Origin of the sequence: Azomonas agilis, assembly GCF_007830255.1 — a bacterium.
GTDB lineage: Bacteria > Pseudomonadota > Gammaproteobacteria > Pseudomonadales > Pseudomonadaceae > Azomonas > Azomonas agilis.
In genome coordinates this window covers 61862-88115 of record NZ_VLKG01000011.1, presented here as the reverse complement: position 1 = coordinate 88115, position 26254 = coordinate 61862, and the positions used below count along the sequence as shown (strand labels likewise).

The 26254-nt window shown below is 48.6% G+C and carries 22 protein-coding genes; 13 read left to right on the top strand and 9 right to left on the bottom strand.

Annotation, left to right across the window (positions count from 1 at the left end):
• Positions 1-71: 71 nt before the first annotated feature.
• The 5 genes from mnmE to rpmH form a co-directional block, all read right to left on the bottom strand.
• Complete coding sequence (gene mnmE / locus LX59_RS13265) at positions 72-1439, bottom strand: tRNA uridine-5-carboxymethylaminomethyl(34) synthesis GTPase MnmE (protein WP_144572590.1); 1368 nt, start codon at positions 1437-1439, stop codon at positions 72-74.
• Between the two features lie 66 nt (positions 1440-1505).
• On the bottom strand, positions 1506-3161 hold the full coding sequence (yidC, locus tag LX59_RS13260; protein ID WP_144572587.1) for a membrane protein insertase YidC: 1656 nt from the start codon (positions 3159-3161) through the stop codon (positions 1506-1508).
• A 3-nt stretch (positions 3162-3164) separates the two neighbouring features.
• A complete protein-coding gene (gene yidD, locus LX59_RS13255) occupies positions 3165-3413 on the bottom strand; it encodes a membrane protein insertion efficiency factor YidD (RefSeq protein ID WP_144572670.1) in 249 nt (82 codons plus the stop codon).
• Complete coding sequence (gene rnpA / locus LX59_RS13250; protein WP_144572584.1) at positions 3406-3789, bottom strand: ribonuclease P protein component; 384 nt, start codon at positions 3787-3789, stop codon at positions 3406-3408. Before rnpA ends, yidD begins: the two co-directional genes overlap by 8 nt.
• 23 nt (positions 3790-3812) lie before the next feature.
• On the bottom strand, positions 3813-3947 hold the full coding sequence (rpmH, locus tag LX59_RS13245) for a 50S ribosomal protein L34 (RefSeq protein WP_144572581.1): 135 nt from the start codon (positions 3945-3947) through the stop codon (positions 3813-3815).
• 459 nt (positions 3948-4406) lie between these two features.
• On the opposite strand from rpmH, the gene dnaA reads away from it, so the two are divergent.
• From dnaA to gyrB, 4 genes are all read left to right on the top strand, one after another.
• On the top strand, positions 4407-5984 hold the full coding sequence (gene dnaA, locus LX59_RS13240) for a chromosomal replication initiator protein DnaA (protein ID WP_425457498.1): 1578 nt from the start codon (positions 4407-4409) through the stop codon (positions 5982-5984).
• A gap of 65 nt (positions 5985-6049) precedes the next feature.
• Complete coding sequence (dnaN, locus tag LX59_RS13235) at positions 6050-7159, top strand: DNA polymerase III subunit beta (RefSeq protein WP_144572579.1); 1110 nt, start codon at positions 6050-6052, stop codon at positions 7157-7159.
• A 31-nt stretch (positions 7160-7190) separates the two neighbouring features.
• Positions 7191-8315 (top strand): DNA replication/repair protein RecF, encoded by a 1125-nt coding sequence (gene recF, locus LX59_RS13230; RefSeq protein ID WP_144572578.1) that lies wholly within the window; start codon positions 7191-7193, stop codon positions 8313-8315.
• 23 nt (positions 8316-8338) lie between these two features.
• Positions 8339-10756: a DNA topoisomerase (ATP-hydrolyzing) subunit B gene (gyrB, locus tag LX59_RS13225; protein ID WP_144572576.1), complete on the top strand. Its 2418-nt coding sequence runs from the start codon at positions 8339-8341 to the stop codon at positions 10754-10756.
• A gap of 71 nt (positions 10757-10827) precedes the next feature.
• Here the strand turns inward: gyrB and LX59_RS13220 are convergent, their stop codons facing one another.
• Positions 10828-12198 carry an MFS transporter gene (locus LX59_RS13220; RefSeq protein WP_144572574.1) on the bottom strand — a complete coding sequence of 457 codons (1371 nt, stop codon included), beginning with the start codon at positions 12196-12198 and terminating at the stop codon, positions 10828-10830.
• 135 nt (positions 12199-12333) lie between these two features.
• Between LX59_RS13220 and uvrA the strand changes: the two genes are divergently transcribed.
• A complete protein-coding gene (gene uvrA / locus LX59_RS13215; protein ID WP_144572572.1) occupies positions 12334-15162 on the top strand; it encodes an excinuclease ABC subunit UvrA in 2829 nt (942 codons plus the stop codon).
• A gap of 92 nt (positions 15163-15254) precedes the next feature.
• Here uvrA and LX59_RS16090 read toward each other — a convergent pair whose 3' ends face one another.
• The gene (locus LX59_RS16090; RefSeq protein WP_281284850.1) at positions 15255-16040 is read right to left on the bottom strand and encodes a CatB-related O-acetyltransferase; all 786 of its coding nucleotides are present in this window, start codon (positions 16038-16040) and stop codon (positions 15255-15257) included.
• Positions 16041-16226: 186 nt separating this feature from the next.
• On the opposite strand from LX59_RS16090, the gene LX59_RS16185 reads away from it, so the two are divergent.
• Positions 16227-16397, top strand: a complete 171-nt coding sequence (locus LX59_RS16185; protein WP_425457499.1) for a helix-turn-helix domain-containing protein — start codon at positions 16227-16229, stop codon at positions 16395-16397.
• Positions 16398-16745: 348 nt separating this feature from the next.
• On the opposite strand, the gene LX59_RS13200 is transcribed toward LX59_RS16185, so the two are convergent.
• A complete protein-coding gene (locus tag LX59_RS13200) occupies positions 16746-17711 on the bottom strand; it encodes a bile acid:sodium symporter family protein (protein ID WP_144572569.1) in 966 nt (321 codons plus the stop codon).
• An 82-nt stretch (positions 17712-17793) separates the two neighbouring features.
• On the opposite strand from LX59_RS13200, the gene LX59_RS13195 reads away from it, so the two are divergent.
• From LX59_RS13195 to xopAW, 4 genes are all read left to right on the top strand, one after another.
• Complete coding sequence (locus LX59_RS13195) at positions 17794-18588, top strand: AraC family transcriptional regulator (RefSeq protein WP_144572567.1); 795 nt, start codon at positions 17794-17796, stop codon at positions 18586-18588.
• Between the two features lie 90 nt (positions 18589-18678).
• The gene (locus LX59_RS13190; RefSeq protein WP_144572565.1) at positions 18679-19449 is read left to right on the top strand and encodes a response regulator; all 771 of its coding nucleotides are present in this window, start codon (positions 18679-18681) and stop codon (positions 19447-19449) included.
• Positions 19446-20561, top strand: a complete 1116-nt coding sequence (locus LX59_RS13185) for a sensor histidine kinase (protein WP_425457497.1) — start codon at positions 19446-19448, stop codon at positions 20559-20561. Before LX59_RS13190 ends, LX59_RS13185 begins: the two co-directional genes overlap by 4 nt.
• 115 nt (positions 20562-20676) lie before the next feature.
• Entirely contained in the window at positions 20677-21456 is a 780-nt protein-coding gene (xopAW, locus tag LX59_RS13180) for a XopAW family type III secretion system calcium-binding effector (RefSeq protein ID WP_144572563.1), read from the top strand.
• A 25-nt stretch (positions 21457-21481) separates the two neighbouring features.
• Here the strand turns inward: xopAW and LX59_RS13175 are convergent, their stop codons facing one another.
• Positions 21482-22375 (bottom strand): LysR family transcriptional regulator, encoded by an 894-nt coding sequence (locus tag LX59_RS13175; RefSeq protein WP_144572561.1) that lies wholly within the window; start codon positions 22373-22375, stop codon positions 21482-21484.
• Positions 22376-22477: 102 nt separating this feature from the next.
• Between LX59_RS13175 and trpB the strand changes: the two genes are divergently transcribed.
• The 3 genes from trpB to LX59_RS13160 all read left to right on the top strand — a co-directional run bounded on the left by trpB (position 22478) and on the right by LX59_RS13160 (position 26209).
• A complete protein-coding gene (gene trpB, locus LX59_RS13170) occupies positions 22478-23689 on the top strand; it encodes a tryptophan synthase subunit beta (protein ID WP_144572559.1) in 1212 nt (403 codons plus the stop codon).
• Positions 23686-24492, top strand: a complete 807-nt coding sequence (trpA, locus tag LX59_RS13165; RefSeq protein ID WP_144572557.1) for a tryptophan synthase subunit alpha — start codon at positions 23686-23688, stop codon at positions 24490-24492. The genes trpB and trpA overlap by 4 nt, the downstream gene beginning before the upstream one ends.
• A gap of 97 nt (positions 24493-24589) precedes the next feature.
• Entirely contained in the window at positions 24590-26209 is a 1620-nt protein-coding gene (locus tag LX59_RS13160) for a methyl-accepting chemotaxis protein (RefSeq protein WP_144572555.1), read from the top strand.
• The last annotated feature ends 45 nt before the right edge of the window (positions 26210-26254 follow it).

The window sequence follows — 26254 nt, the reverse complement described above, 5'->3', positions numbered from 1 at the left end:
CGCACCTCGTGCCTGTCTAGGCTGACATCAAAAATATTGAAGTATAAAGAGTCCCAGCTAAGGGATGAAGCTCACTTACCAATACAGAAACTGGAAAAAATTCGCCCTAGTAGCTCGTCGGAGCTGAATGAACCCGTAATTTCTCCCAAAATCTGCTGTGTCAAGCGTAAATCCTCGGCTAATAGCTCGCCGGCCTCAGTGTAGAGTAGGTGTTCTCGCCCCTGTTGGAGTAAGGTTGCTGCACGTCTCAAAGCTTCCAAATGACGTCTTCGGGCGCTGAATCCCATTTCTAGTCCGGGCTGATACCCCATACAGGCCTTCAGATGCTGGCAAAGGGTATCAATACCCACAGAATCTCGGGCAGCCATGCGTAGGATGGTATAGCCTGCCTCATTCAACTCAAGACCTTCTGGCTCCCCTGAAAGATCTACCTTGTTGCGGATGAGGGTAATACGTTTAGGGTCAGGATCTTGGTCGAAAAACTCACGCCAGAGCTCATGTAAATCCGCGTCAGCCTCTTTGGAGGAGTCCACGACTAAAAGAATTCTGTCAGCCTCTTGTATTGCAGATACGGCCCTTTGAATCCCAATTTGCTCGACCCGATCTTGGGTGACTCTAAGGCCCGCTGTGTCCAGAATATGTAGAGGCATTCCCTCAATCTGAATGCGCTCATGCAACACATCACGCGTTGTTCCCGCTATCTCCGTCACAATGGCCACATCCCGCCGTGCCAACGCATTCAACAGACTGGACTTTCCCGCATTAGGTCGACCAGCAATGGCAATCGTCATTCCATCACGCAGAAGTGCTCCCTGTCCGGCTTGCTGCAACAACTGATCTAAGTCTTGCTCCAAATGTTCAAGCCGTCCGAGGATTTGGCCATCGTTTAAAAAGTCGATTTCCTCCTCAGGGAAATCAATAGCTCCCTCAACGTACATGCGTAGTTGAATCAGTTGCTCAACCAACAGGTGTACCTGACGCGAAAAAGCACCTTGTAAGGATTGCACGGCATTACGCGCCGCTTGTTTTGAACTGGCTTCAATTAAATCTGCAATGGCTTCTGCTTGAGCCAAGTCGAGTTTGCCGTTTAAAAAAGCCCGCTCACTAAACTCACCCGGTCGAGCTTGGCGTGCTCCTAGCTCTAAACAGCGTTGCAGCAGCATATCTAAAATAACCGGGCCACCATGCCCCTGTAGCTCTAAAACGTCTTCTCCCGTAAAGGAGTGAGGATTGGGGAAAAAGAGCAATAATCCCTGATCTAAAACTTCAGTGGTCTCTGCTAGAAAGGAACAGTAATGGGCCTGCCGTGGCTTAGGCTCAAAGCCTGCAATAGCCACTGCAATGCTCTTTGCCTGAGGCCCAGATAAACGAATGACCCCAATCCCACCATAGCCTTGGGCGGTAGCTACGGCGGCGATGGTATCTTGGTCTAGCTGCATACTAGCCTCCAGAATCACAAAGCAAAACGCCCCTAAAAGGGGCGTTAGCGCATTTAAACAAACAAATTAGAGGGCCGATTGCTCAATCTGCCGCGTGATGTACCACTGCTGGGCAATAGACAGAACGTTGTTCACCACCCAGTACAGAACCAAACCTGCCGGGAACCACAGGAAGAAGAAGGTGAAAATAATGGGCATTAATTTCAAAATCTTCGCCTGCATGGGATCGGGAGGCGTTGGGTTAAGCATCTGCTGGATGAACATAGTGCCGCCCATGATCAAAGGCAGAATGAAGTAAGGATCCTTAATAGAAAGATCCGTAATCCAACCCAACCAAGGCGCTTGGCGCATTTCAACACTTTCTAGTAAAACCCAGTACAAGGCTAAGAAGACGGGCATCTGTACTAAAATCGGCAGGCATCCACCCAACGGGTTGATTTTTTCCTTCCGATATAACTCCATCATAGCTTGAGACATCTTCTGCCGATCATCGCCATGCTGCTCTTTTAAAGCTTGTAACTTGGGTGTCACAGTCCGCATCTTAGCCATGGATTTATAGCTGGTTGCGGACAAGGGGAAGAAGATCAGTTTAATGATCAAGGTTAACACAATGATCGACCAACCCCAGTTACCCAATAGACTATGAATTAATTGTAGTAACCAAAAAATAGGCTGAGCTAAGAACCAGAGAAAACCGTAATCAACGGTTAACTCCAAACCAGGAGATAACGCTTGGAGCTCATTTTGTAGTTTAGGGCCTGCATACAAAGTTGCTCCAACTTGACCCTGAGTGCCAGAAGCTACATTAATCGCATTTCCCGTAAAACCGATAATGTAGTTACCTTGACTGTCTTTACGCGTTTGTACTTGGTTTAGACTTTCTTTATTTGGTATCCAAGCAGTTACAAAGTAGTGTTGTAACCAAGCTATCCAACCACCTTGAACGGTTTTTTTCAAACTACCATCATTCATGTCTCCCATGGAGACTTTATGGTAGGGTTCATCATTAGTCCAAAGAGCAGCACCCAGATAAGTTGCAGTTCCTGTTGCTGTTGTTGAAGATGGATCACCACTCGCATCTCGTTTTAATTGTGCAAAAAGATGACCTACCCAAGGTTTGTCACTCTGATTGTCAATTAAATAATCGACCTTTAATGCATAACTGCCCCGAGTTAGCGTAAAACGCTTAACGTAGTTTATTCCATCAGCAGAGTAGGTTAGATCCACAACCAATTGGTTCTGGTTTTCAGCTAATTGATATTGGGTAGCTGAGGTCGCATACAAGGGGCGACCTGATGGGCGATCTGGGCCATCACCTATTAAGCCGCTTTGTGCCTCATAGAGACGACTAGAGCTACGCTCAAACAGTTGGAAGGGGATATCCGCCCTATCTTGACGCAAAGGATACTGTGGTAACCGTAAGTCAACAATATCGCCTCCTTGAGGGTCAATTGCTAAGCTCAACACATCTGTTTGTACCTGTATTAAACCGCCTGTAGTACTTGTACTAGGAATACTTTCTGCGTTTTGACTGAGGTGCGGAATGTCATGGGCATTTGTGCTAGGTATAGCGCTGTCGGCTATAACGGCTCCTGAGTTATGTGTTGCTGCTTGAGACTGAGGAGGCAATGGTTGCTGACCATAATCTTGGTTCCACTGCAAAATCATCAGATAGGAGACGACTGCAAGGGCAACAAATAGGGCAGTACGCTTGATATCCATGGTTTAATCGGCCGTTGGTAATGGGTGTTTAGCACTTTTTTTTGCTGGAATAGGATCATAGCCACCAGCATTCCAAGGATTACACCGAAAAATACGTTTTAAGCTTAGCCAACCGCCTTTTAATAGGCCGTATTGCTCTATGGCTTGATGGGTGTAACAAGAACAGCTAGGGTAAAATCGGCAGTGATTAGCCATCAAAGGGCTGATGGCATACTGGTAGAATCGTATAGCAGCTAGAGCAAATTTACGTATTTTCATGGGAGGAAGGATGCCCCGCTGGATCTATGCTGCTGATACGTCTCCAGAGTTTACTAAACAGTTTGGCAAGCTGAGCATTTTCTTTATCTGCTATGCCTTTCCTAGCGATAGCGACGATATCCCAGCTGCCTAATTGAGTCTGATGACAGCGGAAAGATTCCCGTAATTGACGTTTGATGCGATTCCTTTCAACGGAAAGGCGGACGTTCTTTTTACTAACGACAAGCCCTAAACGAGGGTGGTTTAGGCCATTAGGATGGATTAGTAAAAGAATTTGCCCTCCTGACACCCTTTCAACTGGAGAATCGAAGACTCTCTTGAAATGTTGAGGAGAAAGTAAGCGTTTTTCTCGACCAAAACCTCGATTCACACTTACCATGCTCTGAGGAAGTATTAAACGGTCAGACGCTTACGGCCTTTGGCTCTACGGCGGGACAACACTTGGCGGCCGTTTTTAGTAGCCATACGAGCACGGAAACCGTGAGTGCGGGCGCGTTTTAGGACGCTAGGTTGAAAAGTACGCTTCATAGGAGTACCTGGGGATTTCTATGGGTCTGAGTTTTAGGTGTACTTAAATAAGCCCCCCATACTAGTTAATTTTTTTTCAAGAGTCAATTTTTCTCTGCTCTCTTTGTGTGCGGGAAAAAAAATTTCATCCTAGACAATAAGCTTTTGATTTTAGTTTTTTTATTATTATAGAGGGCCTGTATTTCTGTGGATAACTAGGGTTATCTAATTGAATTAGATGGAAAATCATCTGTTGATAAACCTGTTAATTTCCTGTGTGAATCCTGTGCAAAATAATCCAGCACAATTTTTGCATAAAAATAGATATACATAAGTTTTCAACAGGGTTATCCACAGAAGAAAAAATCTTTTTCTTGCTATTCTGGCTGTAATCGCAGATGCTTATAGGTTGTTTGGCCGTATTCGGCCCGATTTTTATTTCCACCGTTAGCAATTCGAACTGCTGGTTGGGGTTAAACCTTGCGCTCTAAATTTGAAGCTACTCCCCTGCTAGAACTTTGGCAGCGTTGCTTGGGCCTATTACGTGATGAACTGCCCGCGCAACAATTCAATACTTGGATTCGTCCACTTCAGGTGGATGTGGATTCTGGTGAGTTATGTGTTTATGCTCCAAATCGCTTTGTTTTGGATTGGGTTAGTGAAAAATATTTAACGCGTTTAAATGATTTGTTGGCTGAGCAATCGCAATCAGTATTACCGCCGGTAGTATCCTTGCGTATTGGTAGTAAAAATTCAGGTTTAAAACTAAAGGCTGATTTAACGCCTAAAATTACGTCGAGTGTTAATCTTAATTCTAATGTTGTTCCAGAAAGAAAGGTTCAGATTCAAGAAGATGCTCCATCAAAACTAATAACTACTCTTGAATTGCCTAAAAGAGCGGTATCACCAATATCTCCTCCTGTATCAAGCCCTCGGGTCTTATATAATAATAATGCTCCTGCTTTGGTGGTTCGTCCTAATGCTATAACGCATAATCATTCTGAACGGAATACGCCGGTTGATAGTGCGATGAAGCATGTAAGTTATTTAAATAGTATGTTTACTTTTGATAACTTCGTAGAAGGAAAATCGAATCAATTGGCTCGGGCAGCTGCTTGGCAAGTTGCTGAAAATCCTGGAAATTCTTATAACCCATTGTTTCTTTATGGTGGAGTTGGTCTTGGAAAAACCCACTTAATGCATGCTGTGGGTAATTATCTCATTAGGAAAACACCGGGTATTAGAGTAGTTTATTTACACTCTGAACGGTTCGTTGCCGATATGGTAAAAGCATTGCAGCTTAATGCAATTAATGATTTTAAGCGTTTTTATCGTTCCATCGATGCTTTGTTAATTGATGATATTCAGTTCTTTTCCAGAAAAGAACGATCTCAAGAGGAGTTTTTCTATACTTTTAATACGTTGTTAGAGTCTGGACAGCAAGTTATTTTAACCAGTGACCGATATCCCAAAGAAATTGATGGATTAGAAGAGCGTTTAAAATCACGTTTTGGTTGGGGATTAACAGTAGCTATTGAGCCTCCTGAGTTGGAAACTCGAGTAGCTATTTTGATGAATAAAGCAGCGCAGATTAATTCCCCTCTTTCCTACGAGGCAGCATTCTTTATTGCTCAGCGAATTCGCTCTAATGTTCGAGAGTTAGAGGGTGCATTAAAGCGGGTAATAGCTCATGCTAACTTTATGGGCTGTGATATTACTTTGGATTTAATACGTGAATCTTTAAAGGATTTATTGGCCTTACAAGAGAAGCTAGTAAATATTGATAATATACAGCGTATTGTCTCTGACTATTATAAGGTTAAGATACTAGATTTATTATCAAAGCGTCGTATGCGTTCTATTGCTAGGCCCAGACAAGTAGCTATGGCTTTAGCAAAAGATTTAACTTCACATAGTCTTCCGGAAATCGGTCAGGCATTTGGAGGGCGTGATCATACAACAGTATTGCATGCATGCCGAAAAATTAGTGAATTGCGCGAAGTTGATGCAGAAATTGCAGCAGATTATAGAAATCTACTGAAACTTCTGAGTACTTGATGAAAAGACGTAAGTCTTTCGTTATCCTCTCTGCCTAAGATTTTGAGCAAGCAGAGAATCCTCTTATGCACTTTACTATTCAGCGCGAATCCTTATTAAAGCCTCTGCAATTAGTAGCCGGAGTTGTAGAGCGTCGCCAAACACTACCAGTATTATCAAATGTATTAATTGTTATTAATGGGCAATACCTGTCTTTGACTGGAACTGATCTTGAGGTGGAGCTTGTTGCGCATGTTCCTTTAGCCGACCCTAGTATGTCAGAAGGAGAAATTACGGTACCGGCTAAAAAATTGATGGATATTTGTAAAAGTCTTCCTAGTGAGTCTTTTATCGATATTAAGTTGGATGATAATAAGTTAATACTTAAGTCAGGACGTAGCCGTTTTAGTTTATCAACATTGCCAGCAACAGATTTCCCTAATGTTGAGGAAATACAAGATCCATTAAACTTTTATTTGCCCCAGGGGTTATTACGGCGCTTAATTGAGCAAACTAGTTTTGCTATGGCTCAGCAAGATGTGCGCTATTATTTGAATGGAATGTTATTAGAAGTTCAAGCAAACAGATTGCGTGCAGTAACAACTGATGGACATCGCTTAGCCTTATGTTCTCTTACTACTGAAATAAAAGACTCTTTAAATGCTCATCAGGTTATTGTTCCGCGTAAAGGAATTTTGGAGCTAGTTCGTTTATTAAATGATCAAACCAGTGAGGTTAAAATTATACTGGGACAACATCATGTACGAGCTACTGTGGGAGACTTTACTTTCACTTCAAAGTTAGTTGATGGGAAATTTCCTGATTATGAGCGTGTTGTGCCTCGTGGTGGAGATAAATTAGTTATTGCTAATCGGCAGGCTTTGCGAGAGGCTTTAAGCCGAGCTGCAATTTTATCTAATGAAAAATATCGTGGAGTGCGCCTATTATTGGATGCTAATCTTCTTAAAGTTCAGGCAAATAATCCAGATCAGGAAGAGGCCGAAGAAGAGTTAGTAGTGGAGTATTCTGGCTCTACTCTCGAAATTAGCTTTAATGTAGGGTATCTTTTAGATGTATTGGCTGTTATGTCAACAGAAAAAGTTCGTTTAATTTTTTCTGACGCTAATAGCAGTGCTCTGATACAAGAATTAGATAATGATGATTCTTCATATGTCATTATGCCGATGCGTTTGTAAATAAAACTGGACATCAAATTAGATATAGATAATGTTCCTGAATCGGTTCTCAGTCACCGGAATTAGAAATTTACATCCGGTGACTCTTTCTAATCTTTCCCAAGTTAATGTTTTCTACGGTTTGAATGGCAGCGGAAAAACCAGCTTGCTAGAAGCTATTTTTCTGTTGGGCTTAGGACGTTCCTTTCGGACAGGACGGATGGATACTCCTATCGCTTACCATCAGTCAGAATATATTGTATTTGGCGAACTCTCTCGTGAAGAGGATTTAGATGATACAAAGGCAAAGGTGACTTTGGGATTGTCACGCAAAAGGACAGGCGAATTATCAATCCGTATTAATGGGCAGAATGTGCAAACTGCTTCTGCATTGGCTGAAACCATGCCACTGCAGTTGATCAATCCTGATAGCTTTCGTTTTTTGGAGGGCGGCCCCAAAGCACGTCGTCAATTTTTGGATTGGGGCGTATTCCATTCTGAGCCTCGTTTTTTTCAGGCTTGGAAGAGAATGCAACGCGCCTTACATCAGCGGAACTCTTGGCTTCGACATGCTACACTGGACAGATCTCAGCAAGAGGTTTGGAATCACGAATTTTCTTTGGCAAGCTTAGAGGTGGATACTTATCGTAAAAACTACCTCGAAGTATTTCGGCCTGTTTTTGAACAAGTGTTAGCTCATTTAATCGACCTCAAAGATTTGCAATTATCATATTACCAAGGTTGGGATAAAGACCGTTCATTGCAAACTGTATTAGAGTCTTCAATACAGAGGGATCGAATGGCTGGCTATACTCAAGCAGGCCCTCAGCGGGCTGATCTGCGCATTCGTATGTCAGGTGTGTACGACGCGGTAGACATCATATCGCGAGGGCAGCAAAAATTAATCATCAGTGCGTTGCGAATTGCTCAAGGCTATTTGTTGAGAGCCAAGCAGGATGAAGCAGCCGCCAACAAGCGCTGTATTTATTTAATTGATGACTTACCCTCTGAGCTGGATTCTTATCATCAAAAAGCTATATGCCAATTGCTTGAGCAATTAAAGTGCCAAGTATTTATTACCTGTATCGATCCAACTTCATTGAAAAATTGTTGGATGGATACAGCCTCTCTTTCAAAGTTTCACGTGAAACAAGGCTATATCAGCCAACAGCCATGATTCCTGGAGTCCTGGAGTTAAACATGAGTGAAATTCATATCTACGATTCCTCCAGTATCAAGGTACTTAAAGGCCTAGATGCTGTTCGTAAACGCCCCGGTATGTACATTGGTGACACTGACGATGGTACCGGTTTGCATCACATGGTCTTTGAGGTGGTTGATAACTCGATTGATGAAGCCTTAGCGGGATATTGTTCTGAGATTCTGATTACGATTCATGTCGATGAGAGTATTACCGTCAGAGATAATGGGCGTGGTATTCCCGTTGATATTCATAAGGAGGAAGGAGTATCGGCTGCTGAAGTAATTATGACCGTACTTCATGCGGGCGGTAAGTTTGACGATAACTCTTACAAGGTCTCAGGTGGTCTACACGGTGTTGGGGTTTCGGTAGTAAATGCACTGTCAGAAGAGTTGCTGCTGACAGTACGTCGTGATGGAAAAGTATGGGAGCAGCTTTATCAGCATGGTGTCCCCGCCGCTCCCTTATCTGCTATTGGTGAGACCGATACCTCGGGTACTGAGATCCGTTTTAAGCCCTCCCCAGAGACCTTCAAAAATATTCACTTTAGCTGGGATATCTTAGCCAAGCGTTTGCGTGAGCTCTCCTTTTTGAATTCAGGGGTTGGCATATTACTGAGGGATGAGCGCTCAGGAAAAGAAGAGCTGTTTAAGTACGAAGGTGGACTGCGCGCTTTTGTGGAATACCTGAATACCAATAAGACTATCGTCAATCAGGTTTTTCACTTTAACGTACAGCGTAACGATGGTGTGGGTGTTGAAGTAGCTTTGCAATGGAATGATGGATTTAACGAACATATTCTATGTTTTACTAATAACATTCCCCAGCGTGATGGCGGTACACACTTAGCAGGTTTTCGATCCGCCTTGACCCGTAATTTGAATACCTACATTGAGCAAGAAGGTTTAGCGAAAAAGTTTAAAATTTCAACCACGGGGGATGATGCCCGTGAAGGTCTGACAGCTATCATCTCGGTTAAGGTGCCTGACCCCAAATTCAGCTCCCAGACTAAAGATAAGTTGGTTTCCTCTGAAGTTAAAACCGCAGTAGAGCAGGAAATGGGCAAATACTTTGCTGAGTTCTTGTTAGAGCGTCCTGCGGAGGCAAAGGCTGTAGTGGGGAAAATGCTGGATGCGGCCAGAGCCCGAGAAGCTGCCCGTAAGGCCCGCGAGATGACTCGGCGTAAAGGTGCTTTAGACATTGCGGGATTGCCAGGTAAGTTAGCTGATTGTCAGGAGAAAGACCCCGCACTGTCTGAGCTTTACATTGTGGAAGGGGATTCAGCGGGCGGTTCTGCAAAACAAGGGCGTAATCGGAGAACCCAAGCGATTCTGCCTTTGAAGGGTAAAATCCTGAATGTCGAAAAAGCTCGCTTTGATAAGATGCTATCCTCTCAAGAAGTGGGAACGCTGATTACTGCCTTAGGGTGTGGGATCGGTCGTGACGAGTACAACATAGAAAAACTACGTTATCACAACATCATTATCATGACCGACGCGGATGTGGATGGCTCTCACATTCGGACGCTGTTGCTAACTTTCTTCTTCCGCCAATTGCCCGAATTGATTGAACGTGGCCATATATATATTGCCCAACCACCCTTGTATAAAGTGAAGAAAGGTAAGCAGGAGCAGTACATTAAAGACGATGAGGCTATGGAAGACTACATGACTCAGTCCGCTTTGGAAGAGGCTAATTTGTATGTACACGAAGGTGCTCATCCCATTAAAGGTCTGGGATTGGAGCGGTTGGTTCAAGAATACCGTTCTGTATCCAAAGTGCTGTCTCGTCTGTCGCGCTTGTATCCTCAGGAATTGACTGAGCATTTGATCTATCTGCCTAAACTGTCGATTGAGCACTTGGGCAATCAGCTCGAAATGGCTGTCTGGATTGAAGCTTTCCAAGCGGCTCTGAAAGAGGCTGAAAAGTCGGGACAATCCTATACTGTCAGCTTACGCGAGGATTCAGAGCGCGGCTTATGGTTACCTGAAGTCCAAATTCAGGCACATGGCTTATCCAGCTACATTTGTTTTAATCGTGATTTCTTCATGAGTAATGATTATCGAGCAGTCGTTACTTTGGGAGAGCAACTGTCTAATCTGCTGGAGGATGGAGCCTATGTACAGCGCGGAGAACGTAAAAAGCCAGTAAGCTCCTTCAAAGAAGCCCTACAGTGGTTAATGGCAGAGACCACAAAACGTCACAGCATTCAGCGTTATAAAGGTTTGGGAGAGATGAACCCAGATCAACTCTGGGAGACCACAATGGATCCTAGCGTGCGCAGAATGCTGAAAGTAACTGTTGAGGATGCGATTCGAGCAGATCAGTTATTTAACACTTTAATGGGCGATGCCGTAGAGCCACGGCGTGAGTTTATTGAAGCCAATGCTTTGGCTGTATCCAACTTGGATTTCTGATTGAAATAGAGTGTGCTAATAAAAAAGGCCGATCTAAAAGATTGGCCTTTTTTATTAATTAAGGGTCTGCCTTATGAGCGGTGTAGGGTTGCCTGTAATTGGCTCCAGCTTACTTGATGGCTGTCGAACTTAACGTATAAAGCAGACTCTTGTTCTACGATGGATACCTCGGTCACTCCCGGTAAACTCAGCAGTTGTACGCTGATGTTTTGGAGGTTAGTTTGCTGTTCTGGGAGTTCGAAACGGGCGCTGGTGACGTAGGGTGGTTCTGTCATACTGCGCGCTTGATATAGCCAGAAGGCACTCACTCCCGTACATAGAAGAAAGACTGCCTCAGCTCCGCTCTGTTGGTACAACCATCCGCCTAAAATTCCGCCAAGGGCTGCCCCTAGAAATTGGCTGGTGGCATAAATGCCCATCGCAGTGCCTTTGCTTCCGGCGGGGGATACCTTGCTGATCAGTGAGGGCAGCGAAGCCTCTAATAAATTGAAGGTAGTGAAAAACAACAACATGCCGAATATCAGCAGCCATAGGCTGTGCGCAAATAACCAGAAAAACACTTCACAGAATAAGAGTAGGCTAATCGCTCCTAGGAGTACGCGCTTCATTTGGCGCTTTTTCTCGCCGTAGATAATAAAGGGTACCATGCTGATAAAGCCCAGCACCAAAGTACCCAAGTAAACCAGCCAATGGTGTTCGCGAGAAAGCCCGCCTTGCTCTACTAAGGCAAGAGGCAAAGCGACAAAGCTGGCCATCAGTACGGCGTGTAGGGCAAAGATTCCGAGATTGATCCGCAGTAAGTCGGGATTTTTGAGGGTTTTCCCCAGTAGCTCACGATTGATTACGGTTTCGCGGTGTTCGTGTTTTTGTGTTTTAGGCATAAAGCGGATGATGATTAAGCCTAAAAGGGCCATCAGCATAGTGGCCCAGAACAACCCCGAAAGACCAAAGGCATGGGTTAATAAAGGCCCCAAAATCATCGCCGCCGCAAAGGATAAACCGATGCTTAAACCCATGGCTGCCATTGCTCGGGTGCGGTGTTGTTCCCGGGTTAAGTCCGATAGCAATGCCATGATGGCCGCCGAGATAGCGCCCGCACCCTGTAAAATACGTCCGGCAATAACGCCCCAGATGGATTCAGAGCAGGCCGAAACCACAGCACCAAGGGCAAAAATAATCAATCCGGCGTAGATAATCGGCAAACGGCCAATCCGATCTGAGAGTATGCCACAAGGAATTTGAAATACAGCCTGAGTTAAACCATAAGCTCCAATGGCTAATCCGATTAATGCGGGCGTTGCTCCTTGCAGTTCCAAGCCATAGGTCGCTAATACCGGCAATACCATAAACATGCCTAGCATGCGGAAGGCAAATACCAGCGATAGTCCTGCTGTGGCACGGATTTCCGTCGTGTTCATGCGATCGACAAAAGAATCCTGCATGTGCAACCTCATAGGGAATAGATTGCTGGCGATTTTACCAGTCTCCCCAGAGTCGGCACAGGGCAGCCTAGACGAGGTGAAACCCAGAGACTCTATCTCTATACTCGACTCCTTTGTCGGTATTCAGAGGTGGCCGTGGATAAGATCCTGATTCGTGGGGCGCGAACCCATAACCTGAAAAACATCGACCTGAGCTTGCCTCGTGATCGGCTGATTGTGATTACCGGGCTTTCGGGTTCTGGGAAATCTTCGTTAGCTTTTGACACTCTGTATGCCGAAGGCCAGCGCCGTTATGTGGAGTCCCTCTCCGCTTATGCGCGCCAATTTTTATCCATGATGGAAAAGCCCGATGTAGACAGCATCGAAGGTTTATCACCTGCTATTTCCATCGAACAAAAATCCACCTCCCACAACCCACGCTCCACCGTGGGTACTATCACCGAAATTTACGATTATCTGCGCTTGCTGTATGCCCGTGTGGGAACACCACGTTGCCCGGATCATGACCTACCGCTGGAAGCGCAAACCGTCACCCAAATGGTGGATCAGGTATTAGCCTTGCCGGAGGGGCGTCGTTTAATGCTGCTGGCTCCGGTAATCCGTGAGCGCAAAGGCGAACACCTGAACGTCTTAGCTGATCTGCGTGCTCAGGGTTTTGTGCGGGTGCGTATAGATGGTGTGCTGTATGAGTTGGACGAAGTTCCAGCACTGGATAAACAGAAAAAGCACTCCATCGACGCGGTGGTGGATCGCTTTAAGGTACGCTCTGATTTGCAACAACGCTTAGCTGAGTCTTTTGAAACGGCACTGCGTCTATCCGATGGATTGGCACAAGTGATTCCGATGGAGGGCGAAGAAGGCGAGCTTATCCTGTTTTCGGCGCGCTTTGCTTGTCCAGTCTGTGGTCATGCCATCAGCGAGTTGGAGCCCAAGCTGTTTTCCTTCAACAACCCAGCCGGTGCTTGCCCCACTTGCGATGGTTTGGGAGTGAAACAGTTTTTTGACGTTAAACGCCTTGTACATGGCGAGCGCAGTTTAGCCCAAGAAGCCATTCGTGGTTGGGATGAGCGCAACAGCTATTACTTTCAGATGCTGAGCTCTTTGGCCAGTCATTACGGATTCAATTTATACGCACCCTTTGACAGTCTATCCGCCGCTCACCGTAAAGTGATTTTGCACGGTTCCGGGCGAGAAGTGATTGAGTTCCACTACCTGAATGATCGCGGCGACTCCATCCTACGCAGCCATCCCTTTGAAGGCATCATTCCTAACTTGGAGCGCCGTTACCGCGAAACCGAATCCCAAAGTGTGCGTGAGGAATTATCCAAGCTGCTCAGCACCCAACATTGCCCAGATTGCCGAGGTACACGCCTGCGCCGCGAAGCACGCCATGTTTGGGTGGGAGAAAAAACCTTGCCTGCCGTCACTGCATTACCGATTGGTGAAGCCTGTCAGTATTTCGCTAGCTTGGCTTTAAGCGGACGTAAAGGGGAAATTGCCAGCAAAATCCTCACTGAAATCAGTGCTCGTTTGCAGTTCTTGGTGAATGTGGGGCTGAATTATCTGACCCTTGATCGCAGTGCCGAAACCCTTTCCGGTGGTGAAGCACAGCGTATTCGGTTGGCTAGCCAGATCGGTGCTGGTTTGGTTGGAGTGATGTACATTCTGGATGAGCCCTCCATTGGTCTGCACCAACGTGACAATGAGCGCCTATTATCGACCTTGACTCACCTACGCGATCTAGGTAATACCGTGATTGTAGTGGAGCACGATGAAGACGCGATTCGCTTGGCTGATCATGTGTTAGATATTGGCCCCGGCGCAGGGGTGCATGGTGGGCAGATAGTAGCCCAAGGTAGCCCGGGGGAAATCATGGCCAATCCCCAGTCGCTGACCGGCCAGTACCTTTCTGGAGCCAAACGCATTATCTACCCTGAACAGCGTACGCCCCGAAATCCTGAAAAACTGCTCCGTCTGATCGGAGCCTGTGGCAACAACCTCAAGCGCGTGGATTTAGAAATTCCCTTAGGGCTATTGACCTGTGTCACAGGAGTTTCCGGCTCGGGTAAATCTACCCTGATTAACGACACCCTATATCCCATTGCCGCACGGGCTTTGAATCGCGCCTCTGAGCTGGAGGTTGCGCCTTATAAACGTATTGAGGGTTTAGATCATTTAGATAAGGTGGTGGATATTGACCAAAGTCCTATTGGTCGTACCCCGCGCTCCAATCCGGCCACCTATACCGGGCTATTCACGCCGATTCGTGAGCTGTTTGCCGGTGTTCCAGAATCGCGAGCGCGTGGCTATGGGCCGGGACGTTTTTCCTTTAACGTCAAAGGGGGACGTTGTGAGGCTTGCCAAGGCGATGGAGTAGTCAAGGTAGAAATGCACTTTTTGCCCGACATCTATGTACCCTGCGATGTGTGCAGAGGTCAGCGTTACAACCGTGAAACCCTCGATATCAAATACAAGGGTAAAAATATCCATGAAGTGCTGGAAATGACTATTGAGGAAGCGCGCCTCTTCTTCGATGCCATTCCTGCCGTAGCACGCAAGCTACAAACCCTGATTGATGTCGGTTTGGCCTATATTCGTTTGGGTCAGAGCGCTACTACCTTATCCGGCGGTGAGGCTCAGCGAGTCAAGTTATCCCGCGAGTTGTCCAAACGTGATACGGGACAGACCTTGTATATCTTGGATGAGCCCACTACCGGCCTGCATTTTGCGGATATTCAGCAACTTTTAGATGTGTTGCATCGCCTGCGGGATCATGGCAATACAGTGGTGGTGATTGAACACAATCTGGACGTGGTCAAAACTGCCGATTGGATTGTGGATCTCGGCCCAGAAGGAGGCTCCGGCGGCGGACAAATCATCGCTACTGGAACACCGGAGCAAGTAGCGGTATTGGAGCATTCACATACCGGCCGGTTTTTGAAAAAAGCATTGGCGTTAGGTTAGCCTAAAACTCCTATTTGAAATTACTGGAGGGAGCCGCTTGAATGAAGGCGGCTCTTTGGGGAGGCTTAAATATATTGGTATCCAGACTGTTCTTAATCTGCTTGGCGAGACTTTTCTACTATCTCGGAGATAGCTTGAGCCAAGTCGATGATTTCTGGCCGATAAGGCATTACCTCTCCTCGCCATGCACGCTCTTGCAGCTCATTAACGAAACGTAGTGGGTCATCTACGGGGAGGCCATGAAAGTCAGAAACATGGTATTGCCACCAAGCCACAGACCGGATGCGATCAATGACTTTATCTTCAAAACGGTAGCGAATTATTTGGGCAGGTGATCCAGCAACAATAGCGAATGCAGGAACATCTCGGGTAACAACGGAACCACCACCGATAACGGCTCCATCGCCAATGCGCACACCCTGTCTGATCAGAACATCTTGTCCGATCCAAACATCGTTGCCGATGCTGGCAAGCAGCGGTTTATCCTTGAAAGGTACGGGCTCAGGCGCTTGGCCAAAGTCTCTTTTGATTGCATTGGCAAAGTGTGGTCTGAAGGCGAAGATATGCGTGCTAATGGTTGATGTCGGATGGTCGATCCCCATGATTTTACATCCCACAGCTATGCTGCAATAGCGACCAACAGAAACTCGTGGCCCAAGTCTTGAGAAGCAATACGAAAATGCTCCACTGCTGATAAAGCTACGCGCAGGCATTGTCGAGTAAGGTTCAACTAAGATCTTTCCTGGTATTGTTAGCTGTTCGCCCATCTTAAAAACACCGGATATTTTCTGGATATGCGCCAGAAAAATCTGTTTTTCGTAGAAAAAGCGCTCAATGTCTTCTGTGTATGTAAACTTAAAGGGGTAAGTAATTGCCACGATATTCCTTCGTATTTTCAAGATGGTATTGAATAACTCCCGCATCCTTCCACGTATGCTATTACACTTCGTAGAAGTTTTTCATCGTATTTGCGCAAGAGGCTCTGTACTTCAGCGGGGAGGGATAGCGCTGCCAAGCCAGTGGCCCCTGTTCTCGCTTCCTCCAATTAATTGGCTATCTTTACAGTGGCTCAGGCTCAATTGTTGGCCCAGACGTTTGGCTGTACGCGCTTCGTTTATAACCATATTCTGCACTGGCGGAGAATGCCTTTTATCAGAGGCAGGAGAAGGTCGGGTATCTGCACGCCAATACGGAACTCACCCGAATCAAGCGCTCTGGTGAGTTTTCGTGGCTGAATAAGGTTTCCTGCGTCCCTTGCAACAGTGTCTTCGCCACCCGCAAGGCCGCCTTCAAGAACTTCTTTGCAGGCCGCACGAAGTATTCGGTGTTCAAAAGCAGGAAACATCGGCAGTCGGCCGATAATATTCCCCTCCAAGGGAGGGGAATGGGGAAGGCGGTTCTGCTGTCCCGCAGACTGATTAACGAGAGCCAAGTGGTCTGCGTCGAATCAATTCCTCGCTAAACTGAGCAAAGCCATATGCCGATGCCAGTTGGGGCGAGTTGATGCGCCAAATCCAGTACAAAGGCAACGTCCGCCCGCCCTATAGACTTTCGGGCGAAAACATTTTCTAACGGATGCGGCTCTAATCAGCTCGATGTGAGTAACGCTGAGCCAATACAGCACACACCATCAACTGAATTTGGTGGAACAGCATAATGGGTAAAATCAGCATCCCTAAAGAGCTGCCCGCAAACAGAACTTGGGCCATAGGTACGCCGGTGGCCAAACTCTTCTTCGAGCCGCAAAATAAAATAGTGATACGGTCTTCCAGATTAAAACCAAATACTTTAGCGAGCAGGGCGGTTGCTCCTAGTGCCAATGTCAGTAAGAAGCTGCAGGCTAAAATCAATCCTAATAAGCCACTCAGAGGAAGGTTATTCCACAGCCCGCCTACAATCGCCTCACTGAAAGCCAGATAAACTACCAGCAAGATGGAGGACTGATCGACGTATTTTAGCCAAGATTTATTCCGATCTACCCAGTGGCCAATCCATTGCCGAGCTAACTGGCCGGCTAAAAAAGGCACCAGTAACTGCAACGTGATTTTGCCGATAGCATCCAACATGGAGCTGCCTTCTCCATGTACGTCCAGCAACAGTGTGACCAGCAAAGGGGTTAGAAAAATACCGATCAGACTGGAGGCGGCGGCGCTGCATATGGCGGCGGCTACATTCCCACGTGCCAATGAAGTAAAGGCAATGGAGGATTGTACCGTCGCTGGCAAGGTACATAGATAGAGTATGCCCAGATACAGCTCAGGGCCGACCCAAGGCGTTAGGAGGGGACGCAATGCCCATCCTAGTAGGGGAAACAGGATAAAAGTGCAACTAAATACCAAGGCATGTAAGCGCCAGTGAGCAGCCCCCGCTACAACCGCTGCCCGCGACAGCTTGGCCCCATGCAGAAAAAACAGCAGTGCAATCGCTAGGTTCGTGATCCAACCCACGATGACCGCGGCTTCGCCTCGGGCGGGGATAAGGGAGGCAAGGGCGACCACTCCAAGCATCGACAACGTAAAGGGGTCAGGAATCAAGCGAAAATGGGCCATAGGATCTCCATCGAATTGCGTATCAATGGGAGAGAAGCCTACGCTGACTGAATGTTTCTTACTAACGGGATAATCCCCATTTATGTCGATTAACAGACAAATCTTAGTTCGGCAATTGCCCGTGCCTGCTCTAAAAAGCCTCCCGCGTCCTGTATATGCCCGTATTGAGTTTATGCCTGAACCCACGACCACAATTCCCCACAGTCACCCTTGGGTGCAGTTGTCCTACGCCATTCGGGGTGTACTGGTAGTGCAAACGGCTAATAATCGTTTTGTTGCTCCGCCCCAGCGGGCTATTTGGATTCCTGCCGGGGTAGAACATGCCGTGCTCAGCCAAGGCCACACCGAGATGCGCAGCCTGTATCTGGAGTCGAAGGTCTGTACTTGGGCCGACAACCAATGCCGGGTTTTGGTAGTGACACCCTTAACCCGTGAGCTGATCCGCCGTTTTGGTGAGTTGCCGGTGGAGTATGCACAGGACAGCGCCGATGGTCGTTTAGCACAGGTGCTTTTGGATCAATTGGAGCAAGCTCCTAAGGTGGAACTATCGCTACCTTGGCCAGAGGAGGCCAGACTTCAGCCGCTGTGCCAGCATCTGCACGAGGAGCCAGACAACAACACAGCATTAAAGTATTGGGCTAGCCACATGGGCTGTTCTGAGAAGACCCTAAGCCGTCTTTTTGTACGGGAAACGGGATTAAACTTTCGAGCTTGGCGGCAGCGTCTGCGCTTGTTAACGGCCTTGACGCATTTGGAGCAGGGGCTGTCCGTGACCGAGGTTGCATTGGCCTGTGGCTATAACTCCACCTCAGCTTTTATTGCAGCGTTTAGCCAGCTTTACGGCTGTACACCGGGCGTTTTTATACGTCAGGTCTGAGGTTGAATCCTAAGCCTGTTGAAGTGTCTGAGCTGATCAGACTGGCTTGAAGCCAAGTATCCTGTCATCAGTGAGTTGTGGATTCCTACTATGTCCCATTTTGACCTTGATAAAGACTACTCCCCAGAATCTGCTCAGCCGCTCTGTATTCGCCCTTTGATTGTGGACGATGATCAATCCTTGCGTGAGTTGTTGTGTGATTACCTCAAACGCTTTGGTATGGAGCCTTTAGCCGCGCGTTCAGGTCAAGAAATGCGCCATCTACTCGCGGAGGAGCGAGTCAGTATTGTGGTCTTGGATTTAATGTTGCCCGGTGAGGATGGCTTGTCCCTATGCCGTTGGTTAAGGGCTAAGTCCGATATTCCCATCCTCATGTTGACGGCCCGTTGTGAAGCGGCAGATCGGATCATTGGATTAGAATTAGGAGCCGATGATTACATGATCAAGCCCTTTGAGCCTCGTGAGTTAGTAGCGCGGATTCAAAGTATTTTGCGGCGTACAGGGCTAGATAGCGGAGTAACGGGGGCACGCCCTGCAACACCCCATGCAGTTAAGCACTTTGACGGTTGGCAACTGGACAGTGTATTGCGTCAACTGCGTTCTCCTGAAGGCTTGTTAGTGCCCTTGTCCAATGCCGAGTTTCGTTTGCTGTGGGTATTTTTGGAGCGACCGGGACGCGTGTTAAATCGTGAACAACTGCTGGATGCTGCGCGTGGCCGCACCATTGAGGCGTTCGATCGCAGTATTGATTTATTGGTATCTCGTCTGCGCCAAAAACTTCAAGATCCGTCCCGTGCGCCCCGTTTGTTGAAAACCATTCGGGGTGAGGGGTATTTGTTTGATGTACGGTGTATTGAATGATACGAGTACGCCATAGTCTGTTTACCCAATTGTTTGGATTGTTTGTATTTGCCATCCTACTGGCGCATGTGCTGGGTTATATCTGGTTTCACTATTATGCTGAGCAGCCTGTACGAAGAGAGCCGCCCCCTTTAGGCCCAGACTGGATGTCTGAGCGCCCTGAATTTGACTTTGACCCTGATAGGCCAGAACCGCCGCCTTTTTTATTTGATGATCATCCCCCTCCAGGGCAGCAATTGCCGCCACCGCCTCCCTCTATTTTTGAAGGGCCACAGGTTTTGTTCATATTACAGCTCATTGCCTCCGTAATAGCGGCATGGTTTGGAGCGCGGCAACTGACTCGCCCAATCCGTCAGCTATCAGCAGCAGCAGAGCGCCTAAGTACAGACTTAGACAGTCCAGCTCTTAGTGAGCAAGGGCCTGATGAGCTGGTACAGGCCGCCCGTACCTTTAACCGTATGCAGAGGCGCATTAATGAGCAAATACGCCTGCGTAGCGGTATGTTGACTGCTGTATCCCACGATTTACGCACCCCCGTAGCCCGCATGAAGTTGCGTTTAGAGCACTTAGAAGATGGTCAAACTCGTCAGCGTTTGGGGCAGGATTTGGATGAAATGATGGTGCTTTTGGATTCCACCCTGTCGTATATGCATGCCCAGTCTGCAACAGAATCCCGCCAATACCTCGATATACAGGCGCTGGTGGAGTCTCTGGTAGAAAATGCACAAGAGCATGGTGCTGATGCACAGGTGATCGGGCATTGTCAGCCTCTGTGGGTTCAACCCCTCGCCCTGCGTTCTTGTGTAAGCAATTTGCTGAACAATGCACTGCGTTATGCTGGGCAAGTCCGTATTGAGTTGCGAGATCAGAAGGCTCAGCTAGAGATTCGCGTCTGTGATCATGGCCCTGGGATTCCTGCCGATCAGCGCGAAGCCGTATTTGAACCCTTTTACCGTTTGGATCGTTCCCGTAATAAGGATTTTGGGGGAACGGGCCTAGGTTTGACCATTGCTCGGGAAACTGTGGTGCGCCAAGGAGGTAGCCTAATGTTAGAGGATACGCCGGGCGGTGGTTTAACGGCCGTGCTGTGTTTACCGCGCCTGTCCCAGTGATTAAGCGCTGCATTGTGTAAGCCTTTGGATACAAAGTTACAGCATTCTTGATACAGAGGGGCCGGATGCTGCTTGGGCCGAAAATTTTCGGTTTACCGCACAAGGAGTGATATCCATGTCTACCATCAGTGGTGTCAGTAGTAGCTACTATTCGGGCTACTACTCCTCTGCTTTGAATCGGACGAGCCAAACCGCTAATCAGGCTCCGCCGCCTCCTGCTCCGTCCAAACTACAAGAAGAGCTATTCAGCCAGCTAGACACTAACAGCGACGGCAGTGTTGATAGCGACGAGTTAAGCACCGCAGTGGCCGCGGCTCAGGAACAAGATTCAAGCCTTAGCGTTGACGTTGACGAGCTACTCAGTCAATTAGACAGCGATGAGGATGGGAGTCTTAGTTCTGAGGAGCTGTCCGCTTTAGCACCGCCTCCTCCGCCACCGCCTTCAGGGCAAGCGGGTGGGGCTATGAGTCCAGAGGATTTAATGTCGGCTCTGGATGCAGACGGTGATGGCAGTGTGGATGCGGAGGAGCTCACTAGCCTGCTGGGGTCAACCAGTGATGCCGACAGTGCCGAGTTATTCAGCCAACTGGATACCGATGAGGACGGCACTCTGAGTACCGATGAGATCGCGGTTTTGACTCCGCCACCACCGGGTGGCATGCCTCCCCCGCCGCCCTCAGTATCTTCAAGCTCTGAGGAGTCCAGCAGTGATGACTCCACAGATACAGATACCACGCTGGATAGCCTGTTAGATGCACTTTCTTCTTCATCCACCACTGAGGAGGAAGAAGAGGATTACAGCGCACTTTTGGGTAATCTCATCAAGCAATATCAAGCTCATGCGACGGATAGCTATACCAGTCAATTGGGTTCTCAACTGAGCTTGACGGCTTAGTGATAGGAAAGCCCAATCCAGTGGCTTAGGTTGGGCTTTTCGGATGGGAGCTCAGTTGCGCAGATAGCCAATCCAGCAGGCTCGTTACACGAGCATCGGATTGAGGGTGAGAAACCCACAGGGTAAGCCGAGCAGAGGTTTCCATAAAACCCCAAGGCGCTTTCAAACGGCCACAGGCTAAGTCGTTCTCGACCAACAGCTTGGGCGCAATGGCGACCCCTAATCCAGCCAGCGCCGCTTCCAACAGGTAGTACAGATGCTCAAAGCCCTGCCCCCAGTGCAGATTTTGGAGCACCAATCCTTGGGCCTGAGCCCAATAGGGCCAAGCTTGGGGGCGTGATTGGGTATATAACAAGGGTTCATCCTTGAGATCATCAGGACGGCCTTGGGCTAGCAGCGGATAGGCAGGATACAGCGGGCTTACCACTGGCCCAATCCACTCGGAAGCTAACTCAATAACCTGTATCCCTTGGGGCCAGGGTGGTTCGCTAAAACACAGCAGGGCATCCAACTGATCCAAATCCCCTTGAGCCGCGTGGAGCTGTACCCGAACTTCGGGTACAGCCTGATTGAGCTGATCTAAACGGGGAATAAACCAACGAGCTAACAAACTCCCTGAGCAACCCAATACCAAAGGTTGGTTATCCTTGTGCCGCTGGAGCTGGGTGCAGCCTTGGTGCAAACGCTCAAATACCTCACAGGTGGTTTCGTAGAGTTTTTGGCCTGCGTTGGTCAGGCGTACCCCTCGCCCCTCCTTTACAAAAAGCACCAGTCCCAATTGCTGCTCCAGCAAGTGTATTTGCCGATTCACCGCGCCCTGAGTGACGTGCAGCACCTGAGCAGCTTGGGTAAAGCTGCTGTAGTGTGCCGCAGTATTAAAGGCATACAGCGCATTCAGGGAGGGCAAGGAGGTTTTCATACACTCGTGAGTTTTTCTGATAGATACTGGGCATCTTAATCGCTTTTTTCCGAAATTTAAGCCCGTTATGCTGAGACCTTTCGAATACCTTGGAGCCTTGTCATGAGCTATCGCAACGGGCCGGATGCGCGGGGGCTGTTTGGCCGTTTTGGTGGCCAGTTTGTCGCCGAAATCCTGATGCCGCTGATTAACGATTTGGCCGCTGAATACGAAAAAGCCAAGGGCGATCCAGCCTTTTTGCAGGAGTTGGCTTACTTTCAGCGTGACTACGTGGGCCGTCCCAGCCCGCTGTATTTTGCCGAGCGTCTGACCGAGCATTGCGGCGGGGCCAAGATTTACCTCAAGCGCGAAGAGCTGAACCACACCGGCGCGCACAAGATCAACAACTGCATCGGCCAGATTCTGTTGGCGCGGCGCATGGGCAAAAAACGCATCATCGCCGAGACCGGCGCGGGCATGCACGGCGTAGCCACCGCGACTGTAGCGGCGCGTTTCGGGTTGGATTGCGTGATCTACATGGGCACCACTGACATCGACCGCCAGCAAGCCAACGTCTTCCGCATGAAGCTACTGGGCGCGACCGTGATTCCAGTAACCGCCGGCACCGGCACCCTGAAAGATGCCATGAACGAAGCCCTGCGCGACTGGGTGACCAACGTAGACACCACCTTCTACCTGATCGGTACGGTAGCTGGCCCGCATCCTTATCCAGCGATGGTGCGCGATTTCCAAGCGGTGATTGGCAAGGAAACCCGCGAGCAATTGCAGGAAAAAGAAGGCCGTCTGCCCGATTCCTTAGTGGCCTGCATTGGCGGCGGCTCCAACGCGATGGGTCTGTTCCATCCCTTCTTGGATGAGCCTTCGGTCAAGATCATTGGGGTTGAGGCAGCGGGGTACGGGATTGAAACCGGCAAGCACGCGGCCAGCTTAAACGGCGGTTTACCGGGGGTTCTGCACGGCAACCGTACCTTCTTGCTGCAAGATGATGATGGCCAGATCATTGACGCGCACTCGATTTCGGCGGGGCTGGATTATCCCGGCATCGGCCCAGAACATGCGTGGCTGCACGATATTGGCCGGGTGCAATACACCTCCATCACCGACCAAGAGGCTTTGGATGCCTTCCATACCTGCTGCCGTTTGGAAGGCATTATTCCCGCGCTGGAGTCCTCCCACGCTCTGGCCGAGGTGTTTAAACAAGCGCCTAAACTGCCCAAAGACCACCTGATGGTGGTGAATCTGTCCGGTCGTGGTGATAAGGACATGCAGACCGTGATGCACCATATGCAGGATCAATTGGAGAAGCACGCATGAGCCGCCTGCAACAGCGTTTTGCCGAGCTGAAACAACAAAACCGCGCCGCTTTAGTCACCTTTGTCACTGCGGGTGACCCGGATTACCCACACGCTCTTGCGATCCTCAAAGGTTTGCCGGAAGCCGGTGCGGATGTGATCGAGTTGGGTATGCCCTTTACCGATCCCATGGCCGATGGCCCCGCCATTCAGTTGGCCAATATTCGGGCGCTGGAGCAGGGGCAAAACATGCTGAAAACCCTGAGTATGGTGCGCGAGTTCCGTAAGGAAAACAGCCAAACGCCACTGGTTTTGATGGGCTACTACAACCCCATTTATCACTATGGCGTGGCGCGCTTTGTGGCTGATGCCAAAGAGGCCGGGGTGGATGGCCTGATCGTGGTGGACTTGCCCCCCGAGCACAATGACGAACTGTGCGAGCCGGCTCAGGCGGGTGGCTTGGACTTTATCCGCCTGACCACACCCACCACCGACGACCATCGTCTACCTAAAGTATTGGAAGGCAGCTCAGGCTTTGTGTACTACGTTTCCGTGACTGGCGTAACCGGAGCACAGGCAGCGACTTTGGATCATTTAGACCAAGCGGTGGCCCGTCTGCGCCGCCATACCGAGCTTCCTCTGTGCATTGGTTTCGGTATTCGTACTCCGGAGCATGCGGCCAGTGTCGCGCAACGGGCTGAGGGTGTGGTGGTGGGTTCGGCCTTGGTAGATCGGATTGCCAAAGCTAACACTCCTGCGCAGGCGGTTGAGGATGTATTGAGCCTCTGTCGCCAGTTGGCCGAAGGGGTGCATAACGCCCGCTGAAAATAAGCATTTTCTCACTGGGTAGGCCGTTGTCTGCCCAGTATTGATTTCATTATGCTGGCAAGTATTAACAATACTAAAAAGGCTCAAAATTTCCATGTCCAATCTGAGTGTTCGGGCGCGTCTGGTTTTTTTGGTTTCAATATTACTCACCAGCTCAATATTAATCGGGGGTACAGGTCTTTATGGCCTTAAAACCCTACTGAATTCGCTAAATACTGTTTACCTAGATCGTGTGGTTCCACTGCGCGATCTAAAAATTATTGTTGACCTGTATGCGGTCAATATCGTGGATGCCAGCCACAAGGTTCGCAATGGCAACTTTAGCTACGCTGAAGGCTTACAGGAGTTAGTCAAGGCTGAAGCACGCATCAACGAGCTGTGGCAGGCTTATCTTAAAACCTACCTCATTGCTGAAGAGCGGCAGATCATCCAGCATATTCAGCCGTTAATGGATAAAGCGCGGGAGCCTTTACAGCGCTTGGCCGGGATTTTTAAACGGCAGGACAGCGCCGCACTAAATAGCTTTGTACTTCAGGAGCTGTACGCACTGATTGATCCTTTGTCGGCGCGCTTTTCAGAGTTGATTGAAGTACAGATTAAAGAGTCAGCCCATCAATACGCGGAAGGGGTTGCGGTCTACGAAAGGAATCAAGTTTTAGGGGTAGGCCTACAGCTTTTAGCCTTGGTTGTGGGCTGTGGCACAGCTTGGATCATCATTCGCCAACTGTATCAACAACTAGGTACAGAACCGGCAGTTTTAAACCAATTAGCGCGGCTAATTGCGCAGGGTAATCTATCGCCTAGTCCAGATACTAAGTCGCACACTGGGGTGCTGCAATCGGTAGACAGCATGCGCCGAAGCTTACACGACATGATTGGCGAGATTGGGCGCGGTAGCACACAGATTGAAACAGCCGCCTCGGAGCTTTCGAACTCAACAGGGCGCATATTAGAAGGCTGCGCGCAGCAATCGAATACCGCTAATAGTATGGCTGCGGCTGTAGAGGAGTTGAGTGTCAGCATTGGGCACATTGCCGATAACGCCCAACATGCTGAGCAGACGGCACATCAAGCCGAAGCTTCTAGCCGCTTGGGGGCACAGGTGATGCAGGAAGCGGTAGCTGAAATCACTAAGATTGCAGAAATTGTGAGCGAAAGTGCCGCTGACATTGAACAATTGGCTGAGCAGTCCAGCAACATTAATTCGATTGTCAATGTGATCCGTGGTATTGCCGAACAGACTAATCTACTGGCGCTTAATGCGGCCATTGAGGCGGCGCGCGCGGGAGAGCAGGGGCGAGGCTTTGCAGTGGTTGCTGATGAGGTGCGCAGCTTGGCGGCCCGTACTGCGCAGTCCACTACGGAAATTGTGGCTTTAGTAAGCGCCATCCAAAGCGGCACCAGCAAGGCAAAGGAGAGTATGTCAGGCGGGCGCGAACACATTACCCACGGCCTACAGTTAGTCGAGGAGGCGGGCCAAAGTATTAGTACCATCAATCAGTCGATGGCACAAACGCTCAGCGCTACGGCTTCTATTGCTTTAGCACTTAGGGAGCAGCGTGCGGCGAGTGATGAGGTAGCCATTAATTTGGAACGGGTAGTGCAGTTTGTGGCCCATAACAACGAGGCTATCAAGGGTATTGCCGGTTCGACTCAGAGGTTACAGAACTTAGGTAAGGATCTTTCCCGCCTAACTCAGCGCTTCTCGCTGTAGCCGTCACCTCAGATTTTGTTCAGTGCTAGCCCGTTTTGGGTCTGA